The 18,694-nt window shown below is 42.2% G+C and carries 17 protein-coding genes; 6 read left to right on the top strand and 11 right to left on the bottom strand.

Annotated elements, in window-relative coordinates:
* Positions 1-6: 6 nt before the first annotated feature.
* On the bottom strand, positions 7-1,104 hold the full coding sequence (gene hrcA, locus IM676_RS10050) for a heat-inducible transcriptional repressor HrcA (RefSeq protein ID WP_200986795.1): 1,098 nt from the start codon (positions 1,102-1,104) through the stop codon (positions 7-9).
* A gap of 299 nt (positions 1,105-1,403) precedes the next feature.
* The gene (locus IM676_RS10045; protein WP_200986794.1) at positions 1,404-1,763 is read right to left on the bottom strand and encodes a rhodanese-like domain-containing protein; all 360 of its coding nucleotides are present in this window, start codon (positions 1,761-1,763) and stop codon (positions 1,404-1,406) included.
* 117 nt (positions 1,764-1,880) lie between these two features.
* On the opposite strand from IM676_RS10045, the gene IM676_RS10040 reads away from it, so the two are divergent.
* Together IM676_RS10040 and cysE are read left to right on the top strand one after the other, a co-directional pair.
* The gene (locus tag IM676_RS10040) at positions 1,881-3,503 is read left to right on the top strand and encodes a DUF3352 domain-containing protein (RefSeq protein ID WP_200986793.1); all 1,623 of its coding nucleotides are present in this window, start codon (positions 1,881-1,883) and stop codon (positions 3,501-3,503) included.
* Positions 3,504-3,756: 253 nt separating this feature from the next.
* Positions 3,757-4,521, top strand: coding sequence for a serine O-acetyltransferase (gene cysE, locus IM676_RS10035; protein ID WP_200986792.1), 765 nt, complete (start codon positions 3,757-3,759; stop codon positions 4,519-4,521).
* A gap of 363 nt (positions 4,522-4,884) precedes the next feature.
* On the opposite strand, the gene IM676_RS10030 is transcribed toward cysE, so the two are convergent.
* The 6 genes from IM676_RS10030 to bioD form a co-directional block, all read right to left on the bottom strand.
* The gene (locus IM676_RS10030) at positions 4,885-5,472 is read right to left on the bottom strand and encodes an Npun_F5749 family FMN-dependent PPOX-type flavoprotein (protein ID WP_200986791.1); all 588 of its coding nucleotides are present in this window, start codon (positions 5,470-5,472) and stop codon (positions 4,885-4,887) included.
* A gap of 7 nt (positions 5,473-5,479) precedes the next feature.
* Positions 5,480-5,710: a dockerin type I domain-containing protein gene (locus IM676_RS10025; RefSeq protein WP_200986790.1), complete on the bottom strand. Its 231-nt coding sequence runs from the start codon at positions 5,708-5,710 to the stop codon at positions 5,480-5,482.
* Between the two features lie 334 nt (positions 5,711-6,044).
* Complete coding sequence (locus tag IM676_RS10020; RefSeq protein ID WP_200986789.1) at positions 6,045-6,518, bottom strand: hypothetical protein; 474 nt, start codon at positions 6,516-6,518, stop codon at positions 6,045-6,047.
* 157 nt (positions 6,519-6,675) lie between these two features.
* Positions 6,676-7,017, bottom strand: a complete 342-nt coding sequence (locus IM676_RS10015) for a hypothetical protein (protein WP_200986788.1) — start codon at positions 7,015-7,017, stop codon at positions 6,676-6,678.
* 673 nt (positions 7,018-7,690) lie between these two features.
* Positions 7,691-8,908, bottom strand: a complete 1,218-nt coding sequence (locus tag IM676_RS10010) for a M20 family metallopeptidase (protein WP_200986787.1) — start codon at positions 8,906-8,908, stop codon at positions 7,691-7,693.
* 525 nt (positions 8,909-9,433) lie between these two features.
* Positions 9,434-10,111, bottom strand: a complete 678-nt coding sequence (gene bioD, locus IM676_RS10005) for a dethiobiotin synthase (protein ID WP_200986786.1) — start codon at positions 10,109-10,111, stop codon at positions 9,434-9,436.
* Positions 10,112-10,488: 377 nt separating this feature from the next.
* Here bioD and IM676_RS10000 point away from each other — a divergent pair, with 377 nt between their 5' ends.
* A complete protein-coding gene (locus tag IM676_RS10000) occupies positions 10,489-11,505 on the top strand; it encodes a ribose-phosphate pyrophosphokinase (protein ID WP_200986785.1) in 1,017 nt (338 codons plus the stop codon).
* A gap of 555 nt (positions 11,506-12,060) precedes the next feature.
* Here IM676_RS10000 and IM676_RS09995 read toward each other — a convergent pair.
* The 3 genes from IM676_RS09995 to IM676_RS09985 form a co-directional block, all read right to left on the bottom strand.
* On the bottom strand, positions 12,061-13,026 hold the full coding sequence (locus IM676_RS09995) for a chlorophyll a/b binding light-harvesting protein (protein ID WP_200986784.1): 966 nt from the start codon (positions 13,024-13,026) through the stop codon (positions 12,061-12,063).
* Between the two features lie 99 nt (positions 13,027-13,125).
* Positions 13,126-14,157: a chlorophyll a/b binding light-harvesting protein gene (locus tag IM676_RS09990; RefSeq protein ID WP_200986783.1), complete on the bottom strand. Its 1,032-nt coding sequence runs from the start codon at positions 14,155-14,157 to the stop codon at positions 13,126-13,128.
* Positions 14,158-14,435: 278 nt separating this feature from the next.
* Positions 14,436-15,872, bottom strand: coding sequence for a chlorophyll a/b binding light-harvesting protein (locus tag IM676_RS09985; RefSeq protein ID WP_200986782.1), 1,437 nt, complete (start codon positions 15,870-15,872; stop codon positions 14,436-14,438).
* 485 nt (positions 15,873-16,357) lie between these two features.
* Between IM676_RS09985 and IM676_RS09980 the strand changes: the two genes are divergently transcribed.
* The 3 genes from IM676_RS09980 to IM676_RS09970 are packed head-to-tail and all read left to right on the top strand — an operon-like array spanning position 16,358 to position 18,678.
* Complete coding sequence (locus IM676_RS09980) at positions 16,358-16,978, top strand: FeoB small GTPase domain-containing protein (RefSeq protein ID WP_200986781.1); 621 nt, start codon at positions 16,358-16,360, stop codon at positions 16,976-16,978.
* A gap of 12 nt (positions 16,979-16,990) precedes the next feature.
* Complete coding sequence (locus IM676_RS09975; protein ID WP_200986780.1) at positions 16,991-18,454, top strand: nucleoside recognition domain-containing protein; 1,464 nt, start codon at positions 16,991-16,993, stop codon at positions 18,452-18,454.
* Positions 18,455-18,456: 2 nt separating this feature from the next.
* Positions 18,457-18,678, top strand: coding sequence for a FeoA family protein (locus tag IM676_RS09970; protein ID WP_200986779.1), 222 nt, complete (start codon positions 18,457-18,459; stop codon positions 18,676-18,678).
* Positions 18,679-18,694: the final 16 nt, after the last annotated feature.

Below are 18,694 nucleotides of genomic sequence, written 5' to 3'. Positions count from 1 at the left end.
ACCAACTTAACTAAAAGCGTCTGAAAGGTAGTCAGCAGCAGCAGCTACAACGGCGATCGCACTTTCATAATCCAGGCGTGTAGGTCCTAATACTCCCACACTTCCTACAGGTAGCATACCCCGGCGATAGGTAGAAGAAATTAAAGTACAGGTGCGCATAGGCTCCAGGGGGTTTTCTGTACCAATGCGAACTGTGACCTTAGACTTACCTATCTCTTGGGTTTCCGGTTCAGCAAAGATCAACGGCCACAGTTGCTCTTGTTCTTCTTCGAGCAAGTGGATAATGGTTTGTACTTGCTGTAATTGAGAAAATTCCGGCTGACGCAAAACTTCCGCTACACCCCTGATCATAATTTGGGTTGTAGTTGGTGTCATATGGCTGCGAGTCAAGTCTGTGACTGAACTTTGCAAAAATTCGCCATAACGTTGGAACTCCTGATCTAACTCAGTCCACTGTAGGGAAGGTAATTCCGACAGACTGCGCCCCCGCAAGTGGGAATTGAGAAAATTAGAGACTATCTGCAACTCATGATCTATTTTCTCTGGGTCAAGTTTTGTCTCTTCCTCGGCGGGGGATAGGTTGATCAGTTTAGAATGGGTTTCATAGGCATCGGTGACCATAATCAGCATAATCTTGTGAGCTTCAATTTGCACTAATTGCAAATGGCGCACAATTGCTGTGGTAGTTTGGGGCATAGTAATTAAGCTAATGCAGCCGCTGACCGTGGCTAAAATTTGCGCTGCACCTTGTAATATGGCTTCCAAGCTCCAATCTTCCCAATGGAGGCGATTTTGTAGAGCTTGTTCTACCTCCTTGGCTACCAGTTCTGTGCGGGTAGTATATCCTAGAGAAGGTATAATTAACTGGTCAACATAGATACGATAGCCGGAATCTGAGGGTATGCGCCCAGCGGAGGTGTGTGGTTGATAAAGTAATCCCGATTTTTCTAACACACCCATGACATTACGAATTGTCGCTGAACTCACACCCAGGTCATATTCATCAACCAAGGCTTTTGAACCTACAGGCTCCGCAGTGGCGATGTAATGACGTACTGTTGCCCAAAGTATATGCTGTTGTCGATTGGTTAACTGGACTTGCATAAGGTATATTTGGCTGAAGGCAGATTTAATTAAAGTGGAAAAAAAAAGGGTTTTAAAAGCAAAAAATCGGAATAATAGTTAATTAATGTAGCAGAATATTTAATTAGTTCAGTTTATTTTGCACTTTATTATTTAGGTATTATTGCATCTCGCTTTGGGAGAATATGTAGTATAAATTACTTTTACCCAAAAGCCATATGTATGCATAATTAGTCACATCTCAGACGGTATGATCTTCAGAATAGCATTGCTCGGATGTGATCATCAGTTGCACCTAGGCAATGCCATCTGTAAATATGTTAATATTGAGGAATAGAAGAATCAACTAAGATAGAGTAGGCATCTATACCACCTGTTATATTTCTAACATTGGTAAAACCTTGAGCAACTAGCCACTGGGACATCTGGGCGGAGCGAATACCGTGGTGACATAACACAAGGGTTTCCCCTTCGGGATTAAACATAGTGGTGATTTGGTCGGCCCATTCCCCAAATTCGCTTAAGGGGAGATTGACAAACCCCTCAATACTAGCAGTTGCTATTTCTTGGGGTTCGCGCACATCTATTAACTGAATACTTGCATCACCTGCAGATAGACGTTGCGCTAGTTCCTCTACACTAATTTGAGTAATGAGTTGACCAGAAGGATTCCCTGTCATGAGATTTTTGTAAACAACCTATACCCTTTATGGTGACAGAAAATCTTTTTCCTGGCATCAGCATCTATTCCCCTGGGAGTAGTAAAACCAAGTTACACCAATAAAAGCACTGTCAATATGTCTAATGTCAATAGCCAACGCTCATCCTTTGGTTTTTTGGTAGCTGGGGCGATCGCCCTGGTAATCATAGCTGTGGGGTTATTTTACTGGTTTTTCGCCAAGAAACCTGTTAACCTTGCCAGTTCTATCTCTCAACCCCAGGCTGCTATATTCGTCTCCAAAGTAGCGCCGGTGATGGTGTCTTTACTGAATAATCCTGTACTACTGTGGGAGAATCAAAAAGAATTATCCCAACTCAAAACCAGTTTATTAGCTGAGACAGACCTAGATTACAAACAAGATATTAAACCCTGGCTAGGTAAGGAAATTACCCTCGCAGTCACCAGTACGGATATTGACCGCGACCCAGAAAACGGAGAGCAACCAGGGTATTTGATGGCCCTAGCAACCAAGAAACCAGAAATCAGCCGGGAGTTTGTAGAGTTATTATTTTCTCGCCGGGTATTGGCTGGGGCTAACTTGGAAGTAGAGAAATATGCAGGGGTAAAGCTGCTATCTGACTCTGGTTACCAGCTCCATACTTCTTTGTCAGCTGCGGTGGTGGGTGACTTTGTTTTGTTTGCTAATCATCCCAAGGTGCTACGAGACGCAATTAATAATGTCCAAGCTCCCGATGTGAATTTGTCCAGCTCCTCCCAGTACCAAAGAGCGCTGCAACAGCTACCTAAAAGCTCCGTGGCTGTTGCTTTTGTCAATCTTCCCGCCGTGGCTGCATGGCAAGGTTTAGAATTACCTACAGTCACCTTTGATAGTCAATTTATTTGTTTGTCTTTACATCCCCAAGGACTGTTAGCAGAAAGTAATTTCCTGACTAACTCGGAAATTATCCCGGTTTCTCCCCCCCTGAGTCAAAATGTGGGGGCGTTAGCATATATACCCCAGGGGGCTGGTTTGGTGGTTTCTGGTACCCATTTAAATAATTTGCCCAACAGTGATTTAGGTCAACTGTGGAAACAAGCGTCTGGTTCCGGGACAGATGCTATTTCTAGCTGGCTCAAACCATGGGAAAATCTGGGGGTGAAGACTCAGGAGATTTTTAGTTGGGTAAAAGGAGAATATGCTTTAGCTGTTTTACCCCATCCCGGAAGGGGGGTTGATTGGGTGTTTGTGGTGGAAAAATTAGAGGATGTCCCAGGGGGTATTGCTCGTTTAGATAGCATCGCCGCCGCAGATGGGCTGAGTGTGAGTTCTTTTAACTGGAATCAAAACACTGTCTTTGCTTGGACTGAGCTAACTGCAGCACAAACCCATACCCTAGAACGCCCATCATTTAATATTGAGGCTGAAGTACGGGGTGTACATACCAATGTGGGGAATTATGAAATTTTTGCCTCTAGTTGGGAAACCTTAGCCCCATTAATCACAAATCAGAACAGTCCTATAGTTGGCGATCGCTATTTCCAAGATAGTATTAACGCCCTCCCCCAACCCAATCAAGGGTATGTATATCTGGATTGGACTCAAAGCCGCACCCTCCTAGAGCGTCAATTACCCACTTTGCAGTTAGTGGAAATAGTAGGTCAATCTTTTTGGCAAAAGCTGCGATCGCTGACTATCAGTAGTTACAGTCAAGAGAAAGGATTACTCAAAACCGGGGTATTATTGCGATTTTTGGATTAACGTCTGTTCAAATATGTTATGATTAGCTTTATATTCTGGGTTTAATAGTTGCTGTTGGGGGTCTACCCTCCACCTCCCCAGGGAGAGCAGCAACCTCAACACAGGATCGGTAAGGCCTGCAAGTGGGAAGTTAGGTATATCATAGCGGCTAGATTAGTCGTTGAACTTGTGGACTGGTTAGCCCCCACATTTCCAGAATGAAGCAAGAAAAAAACGCCAGCAATTGTTAACATTTTTGCATCGGTACTACATCGTGCTATCTAGACTACGCGCTGATTTTGGCATCATCTTTGAACGTGACCCAGCCGCCCGTAACTGGCTAGAGGTCCTGTTTTGCTACCCAGGTTTGCAAGCCCTAATATTCCATCGCCTGGCTCACTGGCTGCATAATATTGGTGTTCCCTTTTTACCCCGGTTGATTTCCCATATCGGTAGGTTTTTCACAGGAGTGGAAATACACCCAGGGGCGACAATTGGCCAAGGTGTGTTTATTGACCACGGTATGGGGGTTGTGATTGGTGAAACAGCTATAATCGGGGATTATGCCCTAATTTATCAAGGTGTCACCTTGGGAGGAACTGGTAAACAAACAGGTAAACGCCACCCCACCCTAGGGGAAAATGTGGTAGTGGGCGCAGGAGCCAAAGTATTAGGAAATATCCAAATTGGTAATAATGTCCGCATTGGTGCGGGTTCAGTGGTTCTTAGGGATGTTCCTAGTGATTGCACAGTGGTGGGGGTACCTGGTCGCATTGTTTATCGTTCCGGGGCGCGAGTTGCTCCCCTAGAACATAACAACTTACCAGACTCGGAAGCCCAAGTAATTCGCGCCTTGGTAGATCGGATTTCATCATTAGAAACGGAAATCCAAAACCTCAAAGAGAGTCAATCTACCACAAAAAACCATGTTTTGGCGGTTTCTGTGCTCTCCCATGCAGATGAGTTACCCCCCGATGCGCCCTTGTGTAGCCTCAGAGATAAGGAAATCCAGCAATTTCTCGATGGTGCCGGAATCTAAGAGGATGTTTGGAAAGTATTAAACAGGTAATTTTTATCTTAGGGAACAGGGAACAGGGAACAGGGAACAGGGAATGGGGGACACACCGAAACAATAAAATCCAGTCCCCTCCCCGTACAAGGACAAGACAAGGTGGACAAGGTGGACAAGGTGACAAGGGAGAAAAACAGTACAAAGTCTGTATTTTTAGTAAGAAAAATAGCCCCTTAAAAGACCATTGTCCGTATAAAATCTTCCTTGTCCACTTTCCTTCCTTGTCTTCCTAGTCTTGCCTTCACAGATCATATTAAAAACCTACCCTTGCAAGGAGAGGGTGGGGTGAAACAATAGTTGATACACTAATCATGACTTATCAAACATCCTCTAAGGGTTAAGTTCTTCAACTAACCAGTTTTGCTGTGCATCTAGGCGGTAAATTCGCCGGTTTTGTGGTTCCCCACGCAATTGTAAATGCTCTACTTCCACAGGTTCAAGTAGTAGTAGGCAAAAATTCCCTACTGGTTGGGTGGGATGAGGTGCTGGGGGGTCAAAGGCCTCCGGTTGACCTACCCTCGGTTTACCCGGATGAGGCCAAGCAAATTGTAACCGCGCCCCATCGCTTAATTGTTGCCAAGTTTTCATCCGGGCTTGTTGGAGGATAGAATTATTATCCTCACTTCCCACTATCTTTAAGCACCCAGAAAGGCGAAATTGTTCCCTGGTGTTGGGGAAGTACCAACAAATTTCTGCCCAGGGTTGTTGTTTGATGTGGTTGATTTTGTCACTGCGTCCATCAGTAATTAATTTTACCTGGTTACTATCTTCCAGAAAACCACGAAAAACCACGGTACGATTTGCAGGGCGACCATTTTCTTTAACTGTGGCTAGTTGGAAGTAACGAGAGTATACAAGGCTGCGATTGTGATGCAGTCCACGGGCGATCGCACTGCGCCAAGGAGCAATATTACTCATTGCTTAATTACTCATTGCTTAAAAATTTCTCCACACAACGCACAAATAAGGAGCTTTGTAAAATCGCATCAACATTAGGATTATTCCGTAATAGCAGATATTGGTCAATGAATAGTAAATCAGCACCGGTCACCCTACCATTACCATCAATATCCGCAGCGAGTCCACTGACTGCTGTATTCACCGTGATTGATTGACTTTCTAGGCTATAACCAGGAGCTAAATTATCGGAAGTCACTTTAAGTTGAGTTCCTTCAAAGTCCCCACTGGTGGTAAAGTTGAAGTCTCCTAATTTTAACGGTAGGGGTTGGTTAGGCCATTTCCCTGCAAAGTCAGCATACCCAAATTGAATATAGCGATCGGTTTCGGGGTTGTTGTCAAGGTCTCTGGTATCAGCTAAGTTCTCTAAGTCAACGAATTGACCATTAGTGAAAAAGTTATCTGAATTTTGGAAGGTGAGTTCATTAGAGTTGTAATGCAGCCTTAGAGTATGAAAATATTTGATACATCATGAGAGACTTTTAAAACATCCTCTTACAACACCCCCCCCACTTTTAAAACATCCTCTTAAATTAGTGTTCTCTTGTTTCAATATTCGTAGGTTTTTCTAAGATTTCTCTTGGTATACCTGTCCAACCCTGCTGTAAATGAAATCTCACTCCCCATTGAGGAATCATAAGAGTATGAAACCAAGGAAATAGCATTGGATTATCATAGTAGGCACTCGTAGCACGATGGATTTCATCCGATGTAAATTTTCGACCTAATTCTTGCTTTCCAAGTCTACTTTCTTTAGTACGTCCATTTGCTTCTGCTGCTGCTGAAAATGCAAAGGCTACAGATGAAATTAGCGCAAGTCCTGTCAATTCATCTAATATAGTTATATTATCAGTACGCCTTTTATATTCCAACTGGTTAATTAATTTACTTTCCAGTAAAAAACCATCAACCAATCCTCTACCAAAAGGTATCAAAAAGCTGATTATAGCAATCCAAATAGCAATTCTACCAGCTTTTATGACTCGCTCAGTTGTCCAATTATCCATATTATTCAGCCTATGAGTAATGTTGTATCCGCTCAATAAATGGGGGCGGACTACCTGTTTGGGAACAATTTTACGTCATTTGAGGGTTATCATTGAACGATTTACCCCGGATTATTGAGCGGCTAAGTAATGAGTGATGTCTTATGTCACAAACTAGCTACTTAATACTACCTAAACCCCATATAAGTAGTCCAGGCCACATAACCGTAATATTTGACCAAGCACCTGCCAAAAGGTCAAAGCCAAACTCCATACCAAATAATGCTAAAGGTAGGCATATTATTCCCACAACTATCTTGATCAGTTCAAATGTTATAAAGAATGGCGCAAAAATATTAACTAACCACCACCCCCAAGTTGTAACGTTTCCATTGTAATCTCGGATATCTATCATGCGGTAAGCACTGGCACTTTCAGTAACAATTATCAAATCCAAGGTTATAAAAAGTAGACAGCCAATTACTAAACACAGTATAAAACCTCTATAGCCATTCCACATTCTTGTAGTCTCCTAATTTAAAAAGCTGTCTTTTGAAGTATAAAACAATCTAATGATGTATATCTATGCTAGATATACGGCTTATGTGATTTGGAGTCTGGAAAGTCGTAAATACGTCAGCATGGTTAAACACCTTGGCTAAACCACAGCCTGAAACCCTTGCTATAGCTTGGGCATTTATAATTCACATAAGGCGTGTATTCGTAAATTTTAAAACATTCTTTTTCCTAGCCCAAATATTGATTCAATCACAATCCAAGAATACCATAATCAACTTACCTTCAGTTTAAAAGTGCATTTTTTTATCTTGTGGCATCAGTAATATTATTTAGGTAATTTTGTCATCTATCTTTAGATAGATTTTTTAGGAAGCCAGGGAATAAATTAAGAGTCTCATAGTAAAGCCCACTGCAAGGGGACTAGTGGGTTATCTAGAATACTCAACCGTCAACAGACTTTGTACTGTTTTCCTCCTTTGTCTCCTTGTCCACCAAGTCTTACCCTCACGACAATGTAAAAAACCTACCCTTGTAAGCCCCCGATCAGCGATCGCACTACCACCGAAATCACCCAGAGTCCCCAGCGCAGAAATATCACAGTCATTCGCGGATACCCTGGTCATCTATTCCATGCAGTCCACGGGCGATCGCACTGCGCCAAGGAGCAATATTAGTCATCGGTCAAAAAATTTCTCCACACAACGCACAAATATTTCTACACCCATGGCTAAGGCTGTTTCATCAAAATCAAATCGGGGATGATGATGGGGATAAGCCAGATTTTTCTGGGGGTTAGCAGCACCCAGGAAGAAATAACAGCCAGGAACTTCTTGTAAAAAGAATGACATATCCTCACCCCCCATAGTTTGACAGGTGGGGACAATACCTAAAGGGGTTTCTACCACCGCTGCAGCTACTGACCTGACTAGTTCCGCCATATGAGCATCATTAATCACGGGGGGGTAAAGATTCCAGTATTCTAAATCATATTTTGCCCCGTGACTTTGGCAAACCCCGGCAATGATTGACTCAACTCGCTGGTGAAAGAATCCGGCTAAATCTGGGTTAAAATACCTGATAGTACCACTCATGCGGGCGGTATCAGCAATTACATTAAGTTTTGTCCCGGCGTGAAGTTCTCCCACTGTAACTACGGCGGAATCTATGGGGTTGACGTTCCGGGCGACAATGGTTTGCAGGGCATTGACAACTTGGGCCGCCACGACGATAGAATCAATGGTTTGATGGGGCATGGCACCATGTCCACCCTGACCTAAAATGGTACAATTAAAACATTCTACAGATGCCATTAACGCCCCTGGGCGCACTCCTACTGTACCTAATGGTAAATTATTCCATAGGTGCAGGCCAATGATGGCATCTACATCGGGGTTTTTGAGTACTCCCTGTTTAATCATCGGTTTTGCGCCCCCCGGGCCTTCTTCCGCAGGTTGAAAGATGATTTTGACAGTGCCACTCAAGTTGTGACGGTGCTTGTGTAAGTGGTAAGCTGTACCTAGGGCGATCGCCGTATGTCCATCATGTCCGCAAGCGTGCATCACGCCGTCATGTTGGGATTTATAGCTGACATCATTTAGTTCTTGAATGGGTAAAGCGTCCATATCAGCACGAATGGCTAATACTTTCTCACCACCGGGTTTATTACCCTGAATTATGGCTACAATACCAGTTTCCGCTATACCTGTCTCATGGTCAATCCCCCATGCTTGCAACTTGCGAGAAACTAACTGTGCTGTGAGTCGTTCTTGAAATCCCAACTCTGGTTTTTGATGTAGTTGTCTGCGCCATTCTACTAGTTGGGGTTCCAAGGCGCGAATTTCTAGACGAACAGCAGATAAATCAACAGCAGAATGGGGAAAACTGGAAACCATAATTAATCAAGTCCAGGTCGTTTGAGTAAGGTTAAATGAAGATATTTTCCCAGTGTACTCTTGGTTAAAAAGTTCAACTTGCATAAAACTAGAAACTCTCAGAGGATGTTTGATAAGTTTTCAACAGGTAATTTTTATCTTAGGGAACAGGGAACAGGGAACAGGGAATAGGGAATGGGGGACACACCGAAACAATAAAATCCAGTCCCCTCCCCTTACAAGGCTATTCATTACTCACATCTTTCTTAACAATCTTGAAACATTTATGTGGCAATGGTTTCAAGGCTTGAAAATTTACCTACTCTTGACAAAATGTACCTTATTATTCTTGATAAAACCCTTATTTTATTGAGAATCATCAACGGAGGATTAAGGTTTGGGGGTTTGCGAGCGATCGCTCTCACGAATGTTAAGAAAGATCCGGGTAATGGATAGCCTTACAAGGGGAGGGTTAGGGTGGGGTCAAGCAATAGTTGATACACTAATCATGACTTGACAAACATCCTCTCAGATCAAAATTCCTAATTACCCGAATCTTTCCCACTGGAGAGTTGAGGCTACATAGGCAAGTTGCTCTAAATCTGCTAGATTATCTAAGTAAGGTAAACAACCTAAAACCGGGGTATTAGTTAAAGATTGAATTAAATCTGCCGGGGTTAAATCAGCAATTTCCCCCTCATTCCGGGGTTGCACACAGTTAAGAATGATACCTCTGAGATTTACCTTTGATTGCCGAGCCAATGCTACATTAGCCACAGCTTGGGCGATCGCACCTAGTCTGACTGGTACTACTAAGACTGTAGGTAAGTGCCAATCACCGGCTAAATCAGCCACGGTCAACTCATCGGTAATGGGTGAACCTAAACCCCCTAAAGCCTCTACCAGCACAAAATCACGCTGCGATCGCAATTGAGTTAAAGCTTGCCATACTACAGCTAAATCCACAGAGCGATTTTCCTTAGCGGCAGCGATGGGAGGGGCTAGAGGAGCGTTAAAATATAAAGGGGTAATTTCCTCCGATGACTGCTGTAAAGAAAATAACTTTTGATATAATTCGCGATCGCCCACACCTGACTGAATGGGTTTCATTATTCCCCAAGTTTTCTGGGGGTAATACTTTTGGTAATAAGCCGCCAAAGCCGTAGTTAAAACAGTTTTGCCAGCGTCGGTATCAGTACCAGTAATAAATAATGTGTTTAACAATGTGTTTAACAATCTCTTCGGCGATTACTTTCTAAATATGCACATATTAAGCCAATTGTAATATATTCTCTACCCTAGTCACACCTAAACATTTTTGGGGTGATTTACGATCCAAAATTTCCTGAACTAGTTTATAATTTTCCAGCTAGTATCATAAGAGTATCCCACAAATATTTCACCTTCCTTGAAGAAATTATGAGCCAGTGTTGCTGTATCTCTTCTCTCAATGGTTTATCCACCAACAAAACTGCCATATCTGCCAAGAGTAACTATATTGAGAAATGTTTAAAGTTTGTATGAAAGCTTAAGAAAAACTCACAGAAGTTTTTTTACGGCATGAGAGTTAAATCTACTAAATATCTAATGATAATATTGCCATGAATGCACATCGAGGATCTGCTGTGCTCAGTTCTGCCAGTTTAAAGGTACAACCAGATATCACAGGGGTGACAGAAAATCATCGCCTGCGACTCTTTTCTGGCTCTGCTAATGTACCACTGTCTCAAGAAGTCGCTCGTTACCTGGGGATGGACTTGGGGCCAATGATTCGTAAAAGGTTCGCGGATGGGGAACTATATGTCCAAATTCAAGAATCTATCCGGGGTTGTGATGTTTATTTAATCCAACCAACTTGTAAACCCGTTAACGACAACTTAATGGAATTGCTGATTATGGTTGATGCTTGTCGTCGCGCTTCCGCACGACAGATAACCGCAGTAATTCCCTATTATGGCTATGCTCGCGCTGACCGCAAAACCGCGGGTAGAGAGTCAATTACAGCCAAATTGGTGGCTAACCTGATTACTAAAGCAGGCGCTAGTCGGGTTTTAGCCATGGATTTGCACTCAGCGCAAATTCAAGGCTATTTTGATATACCTTTTGACCATGTTTACGGTTCCCCAGTCATTTTTGATTATTTGGCCAGTAAACAACTGTCAGATATTGTCGTTGTCTCTCCCGATGTCGGGGGTGTAGCAAGAGCCAGAGCATTTGCTAAAAAGCTCGATGATGCACCCCTGGCTATTATCGATAAACGTCGTCAAGCCCATAATGTCGCTGAAGTGATGAATGTCATTGGTGATGTGAAGGGCAAAACAGCCATTTTGGTAGATGACATGATTGATACTGGCGGTACAATTACCGAAGGCGCACGACTACTGCGGGAGCGGGGGGCGCGTCAAGTCTATGCTTGTGCAACTCATGCGGTGTTTTCCCCACCAGCTAAGGAACGTTTATCTAGTGGTCTGTTTGAAGAGGTGATAGTTACTAATACTATTCCCATCACAGACAGCGATCGCTTTCCTCAACTAGTAACCCTGTCAGTAGCTAACCTCTTAGGGGAAACCATTTGGCGAATCCATGAAGATACTTCAGTAAGTAGTATGTTTCGCTAGCATAAAGTTACAATTTGGTATTAAAAAAAGGTGAAGTAGGAAGTATGATTTTTTCAGCCTTCAGACTTCATTTTTTATTATAGTCATCCTATTTGAGTTGAGAAGTTATCAGTGAGGAAAGGGAACAGGGAATAGGGAATTAATGTGTACTTCATGATCCTGAAAAAGGCTTTATTTACTCGCCAATTTTGTGCTTTCCCTTTTGAGCAGCATTACAATTACAAGTTTTCGGTTCAAAATCAATACAGCCAATTGCCTGCTCAGAACAAGCTTTCATGGGATTAACAGGACACTTGAGGCGATAATCATTAGTAAAGAAATCGCAATTATGGCAAGGAATCTGATGTAATCTTTTTAAATAAATTGTGCCTTTTTTGATAGTATTGTAAATACTGAAAACACACAAAATTACCATGAGCCAACTGAACAGGGCGTAAAAAACCATAGCTATCATTACTTATCCTCAGCAAAATTGAAATAAAGAGCCTACAGTTAACTGCTGTAAACCGCAGGCATGAATGAGCAATTATTTAGCTAGTGTTGAGCGAAACTTAATTAATTATTAGCCTGACGGAAACGCCAATAATGCCAAACATAACCCAAGAATGCCAACACACCAAGAAAAAACTGAATGTTTGCCAGAACTAGACGTTCTGAACCGTAAAATACCGCCGGGAAAACCGTCGTATTATAACCCACAAATACAGTAGAAATCCAAGCCATTAAAGCTAACCCCAACAGGCTATAAGATAGAATTTCCTCACCATTTTCTATGGGAAAAATTAGCCTTAACCAAGTAAAAGGACGTACGATAATATGCCATATACCGCCAAAAATCAGAATGGCAGCAATCCAAATATGACCACCAATGACATCTTCTAAATTATCTACACTTGCCATCCCTAAAAGGTTCCAGCTACCATCTTTCATCCCCACCAAGTAGCCGAAAATTGTCACAGGGTTTAAATTAGGATTGCTAATCAGGCGAACATCACCCAAATTAGGATCATAAATTCCCCCGAAAAACATTGCTTTGACAACTAATAACAATGCTCCCAAACCAAGAATAATCAGGTGATGCCCTAAAATTAAACCCAACTTTTTAGGATCATTCCATTCATAGTGAAATTTTGCTACCAGCCCACCATGATTGTATAAAATTCCTGGAGACCGAAACACATGAAAAAGTCCTCCTGCTGCCAATACCGCCGATGCGACTAAATGCAACATACCAATGACAAAATAGGGATAGGTATCAACTACCTCACCACCCCTACTTACACCCCAACCCAAAGTTGCTAAATGAGGTAACAAAGTCATCCCCTGCTCATACATGGGGACACCAGGAAGAAAGCGGATAACTTCAGAAATGGTTGTTATCCCTGCCCAAAACATAATTAACCCAGCATGAGCGACATGAGCCCCCAACAATTGACCAGACAAATCAATTAAACGAGCATTACCAACTAACCAAGATAAATTGGTATCTGCGGCCAAAGTTCTTTCAGTAGAAATCGTCACAAGTTAATACCCTCAAAACTCAGATACCTTTGCCCTTAATCTGCACTCCCGTGGGCTTAAGGGAGGGAGAAATTTAAACAAAATTCTCCCTGCGCCCCATCATGACTCGCTAATAGCGTTCAATGACTTTTCAACCTGTTTAAAATCAACACCAATAGCTCGTAGCGCGTGCCACAGATGACCTTGCAAGAAGAAGAAAGCTAAAAAGAAATGGGCATTTGCCAACCATGCTCTAGCAGTGTAACCACCATTAATTAACTTGACTGAGTCGGCAAAGTAAGGACTAACACCCAGCTTGATATCTAATGTTTGACCGTAGAATTCTACAGGATAAGCTAAAGTGTTGACAGCACAGAAGTAAGCTGCAACAAATCCCGCTAAAGCAATACCACCTAAAGAATAGGAAAGAATGGCTTCCCCGGAGAAAATTAACAGCTTTTTCGCCCAAGCAAAAGGCTCTGTAATGATGTGCCAAATACCGCCACCAATAAGTAAGAAACCTACATAAATGTGACCACCAACTAAGTCTTCTAAGTTGTTAACACTAGCAAAGTGGGTTTGATAGCCATAAATGACAAAGGGGTTAAGAGTGGGCTGAGTAACTAGCCGTACATCATGAATTGTGCTGTCGTAAATTCCTCCCCAGAACATGGCTTTTCCCACCAGTAATAAAGCTGCTACACCGAGGAAGAGAAGATGGTGTCCCAAAATTAAGCCCAGCTGTTTGGGGTCATCCCACTCAAAATGAAATTTACTTGCTTGACCCTGAGCGTCTTTTAAGTTTTTCGGTGCTTTGAAGGTATGAAACAGGGCACCCGCACCCAAAACACCTGAAGAAATTAAATGTAAAGCGCCGATAACGAAATAGGGGTAAGTATTCACTACCTCCCCCCCTGCTCCTACACCAAAGCCCAAGGTGGCTAAATGTGGTAGTAAAATCAACCCCTGTTCGCCCATTGGTATGTCGGGGTTATAGCGGGAGATTTCAAACCAGGTAAAGGCTCCCGCCCAGAGAGTGGTCAGGGCTGCTTGTGCTACGTGAGCGCCAATAAATAAGCCTGAGAGGTTAGCAAAACGGGCGTTACCAGCCCACCAATCGTATTTGACGTTGGGATTGTCGTATGTCTGCATTGCTTACTTGGTACTTGTTAAGAAAAATAGTTAATTGATTGATTGATACTTTCAGGGATTGTTGAGTATCTGAATCCACCTTATTGCAATTAATTCCTAAATATAGATACATCTTACAAAAATTAATATTTTGAGAAATAGTGGCAAATTCAACAGCAAAAAATAAGCGACATTTGGGTATTTTGTCACTTAAACTTGTTGCTGGTCAGAAATTAAATGATTAAGATTCTCAATATTTTGTGTGCATCTGCTTCAGTATTGGGAAATATCTACCTCATTTAAAAAAACAAACTGCTATTAGTTAACAGCAAAAAAGCAAACAAAGCACCGCCACAGCCGCCAATTGTCCACCCAACATTAAACTCCTGCCAAGACTTACCTGTTTTCATGTTCTCTGGTAATTCCCCCACAGCAGGTTTACCATCTGAGAAACTAGTACTGCTATACAGCCACAAACAAACAGATAAAATCAATAACAGAGCAATGGTGGCTAATAAACCAGCCTGAGAACCTAACTCTGTATTCCGTAGAGGGCCGAGTTTGACAAAAGGCCCAAGCAAAAAGTAACCATGTGCCATACCAATCTCCAAACCCCTTGAAAAAGGCGATAAGCCCGGACGGTAAATAGGCAGATATTTCAAAAAGTTGAGGGTGATATCAGAAGCATTCACCGGGGTATCTAAGTTCCCCATTTCGGGTATACCCGCATAGTTGACCACTCCTTGCTGAAAATTCAATCCCGCAGCGATAACACGGACTCTGAAGGCGTGCCAGAGATGACCACATAAAAATACAATTGCCAAAGCTAAGTGGCTGGTTGCTAACCAAGTGCGAACTGTGACAACTCCTGAAGCATCTGTACTCAGTCCCAAGGAACCATAGAATACTGTGGGATAAACTGTATCGTTGACACTGACAAAGTAGGCGGCAAAGAAACCCATGTATGCTAGAGCGCCTAAACTGTAGCACAAGTAAGCCTCACCAGACCAAAACAATACTTTTTTAGCCCAGGCAAAGGGTTGAGTAAAAATGTGCCAAAATCCTCCAGCAATACAGAGTATTCCCACCCAGATATGTCCACCAATGACATCCTCTAGGTTATTCACAGCTGCCATTCCCTGACTACCAAACCAACCAAACAGATAGCCAAAGATACGGATAGGGTTGAGGGTCGGTTCTGTAATTATGCGTACAGATGCAACTTGTGGATCGTAAATACCACCCCAAAACACCGCCTTTGCTACTAATAACCAAGCCCCTAAACCCAATAATAGGAGATGAATACCGATGATGGTGGTCATTTTGTCTTCATCTTCCCAGTCGTAGCCAAAGAATCCAGAAAAGGTTTTATTTTCTGGTAGTATTTCTGGTCCGACAACAGCATGATAAATGCCGCCCGCACCTAGAACCGCAGAACTAATTAAATGTAGAACACCAATGACAAAGTAGGGATAAGTATCAATTATTTGTCCTCCATCCCCTACACCTAGTCCCAGAGTAGCCAAATGGGGCAAGAGGATTAACCCTTGCTCATACATGGGTCGGGAAACATCATATTTAGTGAATTCAAACAGGGTAATTGCCCCTGCCCAAAACACAATTAACCCGGCATGAGCAACGTGAGCGCCTAAGAGTCGCCCTGAAAGTTGTGTTAACCGCGCATTTCCTGACCACCAGGGGATTGAACCCTGTGTTTCCACAGCCATGGTTGTCATGACCTTAGCTCCTAAGAATTTTTACTAATAATTGAGATATATCATCTTAATGACTATCTATCTCAATAAACTTCTACAACATCTTATCAAACTTCTTGCAAAAGTTTATCATTTATTTTTGGTAAATTTTTGTAAGTAAATATACGGTTAACTTCTATCAGGTTGGTCTGTATTAGCCTTTAACTATATTTATGTTTGATTGATAACAATCACAAATTATTCAATCAAAAATGTTAGTAAATTTTAATCAGCTGCCGGTGGTTTGGCTTGTGATGGCAACCCCAAATTTCTAGGGAGTTTTCGCTTTACCATCTAGTGTATATATTGTCAATTAATTTACTTAAAACTTGTTATTAATAATACAAAAGCCAAAGTTTTGTAATTGACAATTACAAATTAATAAAAGTAATAAACTATGTCTGCTGACAACATCTGGAAACTTTAAATTGAGAATTACTTGCAGTAGATATAAACTAAAAAATGCTATGGAATGCTATAAATGCCAATCAAAGACTAAATCCTGTGGTAAATCCTCATTAAAATTGCCATTTCTGAGCAATAATCGTCAACTATTTAATAAAAAAGTTTCTTCTATTCCTCCCATTGCTTTGGTGGGTATGCCCAATGTGGGTAAGAGTGTGCTATTTAATGCCTTAACTGGGATTTATATGACGGTTTCTAACTACCCAGGGACTACTGTAGAAGTGAGTCGTGGACTGGCACAAATAGGGGAAGAAACTATCACAGTGATTGATACACCAGGGATGTATTCTTTGATGCCTATCAGCGAAGAAGAAAAAGTTGCCAGGGATTTATTACTCACAGAACCAGTATCCGCTGTGGTTCATGTGGTAGATGCCAAAAATTTAGCACGGATGCTACCCCTGACGTTTCAACTTATGGAAGCTCAATTACCTGTGTTGTTAGCTGTCAATATGATGGATGAAGCCCGTCGTTATGGAATTACTGTTCAAAAAGATACCCTAGAAATAGAGTTACAAATTCCAGTCGTCTGTATGGCAGCAGCTTTAAACCAAGGTATAGAGGAATTGCGAGACAGAATCACCCCGTTTATTGCCCTGCAGTCAACTATGGTTACAGTGTAAGGAAAGACAGATATGATTAGTAATATTTCTTATCCCCAACCTGTTGAAGATGCCATTGCTCAATTAGAATCATGGTGGGGAACTTTGGGCGATCGCTATTTGTTTAGTAATTACTCACTGTCCCTGCGGAGCCTAGCCCTATTACTGTTACAAAAAGATCCTTCCTTGTGGGAAATCTTACAACAGGATGAAGAACAATGTCATCATCTGGAAGTCTTGATTACCGTTACCCAAAATCAACTCAGACAACCGATTAAATTAGCGATCGCCCAGACTCGGCAAACTCAAGCCCAAGTTTTAGAAACAGCAGTCTTACAGGAAACCAAAGCACCAACATTCTCATTTACCGAAACACTGCACCGACTAACAGTCAACCCCATTACAGGATTTCCCATTCTAGTAGTTATCCTTTACTACGGAGTGTATAAATTCGTGGGTGAATTTGGCGCTGGGGAACTAGTGGATCATATCGAAACCTTTTTTGAGGAACAAATCAACCCCTTAGTAAACCAGATTACTGCTGTAGTCATTCCTTGGCAACCCCTACAAGACCTCATCGCTCATGACTATGGCATCATTACCCTGGGAGTTCGTTATGCTACAGCCATAGTCTTACCTGTAGTCGCCACTTACTTCCTGATGTTTTCCTTGCTAGAAGATAGCGGCTATCTACCACGTCTATCTTTAATGTTAGATCGGTTATTCAAATCCGTGGGTTTATCAGGTCGTGCGGTGATTCCCATGGTGCTAGGTCTAGGCTGCGATACCATGGCAACCATTGTTACCCGCACTCTAGAAACCAAGCGGGAGCGCTTAATTGCCACATTTTTACTTTCCCTAGCTGTTCCCTGCGCCGCCCAGTGGGGTGTAATTGTAGGACTGCTGGCACAAAAACCAGCGGCCTTACTGTTTTGGGGAGGGTTTATTACCCTGATTTTCCTAGTAGTGGGTTATCTCACAGCCCAATTATTACCGGGTAATTCTGGCAGATTTTATATGGAAATCCCCCCCTTGCGACTGCCTAAATTCCAAAATGTCCTGACTAAAACTTGGGTCAGAATGAAGTGGTATTTTTTAGAAGTCTTACCTTTATTTATTTGGGCATCAGTCCTGATTTGGGCGGGACGATTAACGGGATTATTTGAGATGATTATCAGGGGGATTGAACCTTTAACCTTAGCCCTGGGAATGCCTCAACAAGCAGCCCCCATATTTCTCTATGGTTTCTTTAGAAGAGATTATGGCGCTGCTGGACTGTTTGATTTACAAAAACAGGGAACTCTCACCGGTAATCAACTAGTGGTAGCTGCGATCGTCTTGACTTTGTTTTTACCCTGTATTGCTCAATTACAAATGTTAATTAAAGAAAGGGGCGCAAAAACCACTGTCGCCATTGTTGTGTTTATTGTTCCCTTTGCTTTCCTGATGGGATATATCAGCAATGTGGCATTAACCTTATTAGGAGTGAATTTCTAATTATGAATAGTTTGGCCACAGTGGAAATTGGTAAACCACAAAAGGTGGTGAGTTTAGGAAATCAAGAGGATGCAGTACTACAAAAACTGATGGCATTTGGCATTTTACCCGGAAGTCAATTAGTTGTAGAGCAGCGCTTTCCATCCTATATCATCTCTATCGGCAGAACCCGCACGGCTTTAGATCAAGAAATAGCCCAAAGTATTTTTGTAGAATCTCCCTAATATCCCTTGTTTGCTT

This window comes from Anabaenopsis elenkinii CCIBt3563 (assembly GCF_015245355.1).
GTDB classification, from domain to species: domain Bacteria; phylum Cyanobacteriota; class Cyanobacteriia; order Cyanobacteriales; family Nostocaceae; genus Anabaenopsis; species Anabaenopsis elenkinii.
Note: the sequence above shows the minus strand (reverse complement) of the source record. Positions and strands in the feature narration are given on the sequence as shown.

Bases quoted from the DNA above. Each gene is read 5' to 3' on its own strand.
- IM676_RS10040 (WP_200986793.1), top strand. From the start codon at position 1,881: ATGTCTAATGTCAATAGCCAACGCTCATCCTTTGGTTTTTTGGTAGCT.
- IM676_RS10045 (WP_200986794.1), bottom strand. From the start codon at position 1,763: ATGACAGGGAATCCTTCTGGTCAACTCATTACTCAAATTAGTGTAGAG.
- IM676_RS10015 (WP_200986788.1), bottom strand. From the start codon at position 7,017: ATGTGGAATGGCTATAGAGGTTTTATACTGTGTTTAGTAATTGGCTGT.
- IM676_RS10030 (WP_200986791.1), bottom strand. From the start codon at position 5,472: ATGAGTAATATTGCTCCTTGGCGCAGTGCGATCGCCCGTGGACTGCAT.
- IM676_RS10020 (WP_200986789.1), bottom strand. From the start codon at position 6,518: ATGGATAATTGGACAACTGAGCGAGTCATAAAAGCTGGTAGAATTGCT.
- IM676_RS09990 (WP_200986783.1), bottom strand. From the start codon at position 14,157: ATGCAGACATACGACAATCCCAACGTCAAATACGATTGGTGGGCTGGT.
- IM676_RS10010 (WP_200986787.1), bottom strand. From the start codon at position 8,908: ATGGTTTCCAGTTTTCCCCATTCTGCTGTTGATTTATCTGCTGTTCGT.
- IM676_RS09980 (WP_200986781.1), top strand. From the start codon at position 16,358: ATGGAATGCTATAAATGCCAATCAAAGACTAAATCCTGTGGTAAATCC.
- hrcA (WP_200986795.1), bottom strand. From the start codon at position 1,104: ATGCAAGTCCAGTTAACCAATCGACAACAGCATATACTTTGGGCAACA.
- IM676_RS10000 (WP_200986785.1), top strand. From the start codon at position 10,489: ATGAATGCACATCGAGGATCTGCTGTGCTCAGTTCTGCCAGTTTAAAG.
- IM676_RS09975 (WP_200986780.1), top strand. From the start codon at position 16,991: ATGATTAGTAATATTTCTTATCCCCAACCTGTTGAAGATGCCATTGCT.
- IM676_RS09985 (WP_200986782.1), bottom strand. From the start codon at position 15,872: ATGACAACCATGGCTGTGGAAACACAGGGTTCAATCCCCTGGTGGTCA.
- IM676_RS09970 (WP_200986779.1), top strand. From the start codon at position 18,457: ATGAATAGTTTGGCCACAGTGGAAATTGGTAAACCACAAAAGGTGGTG.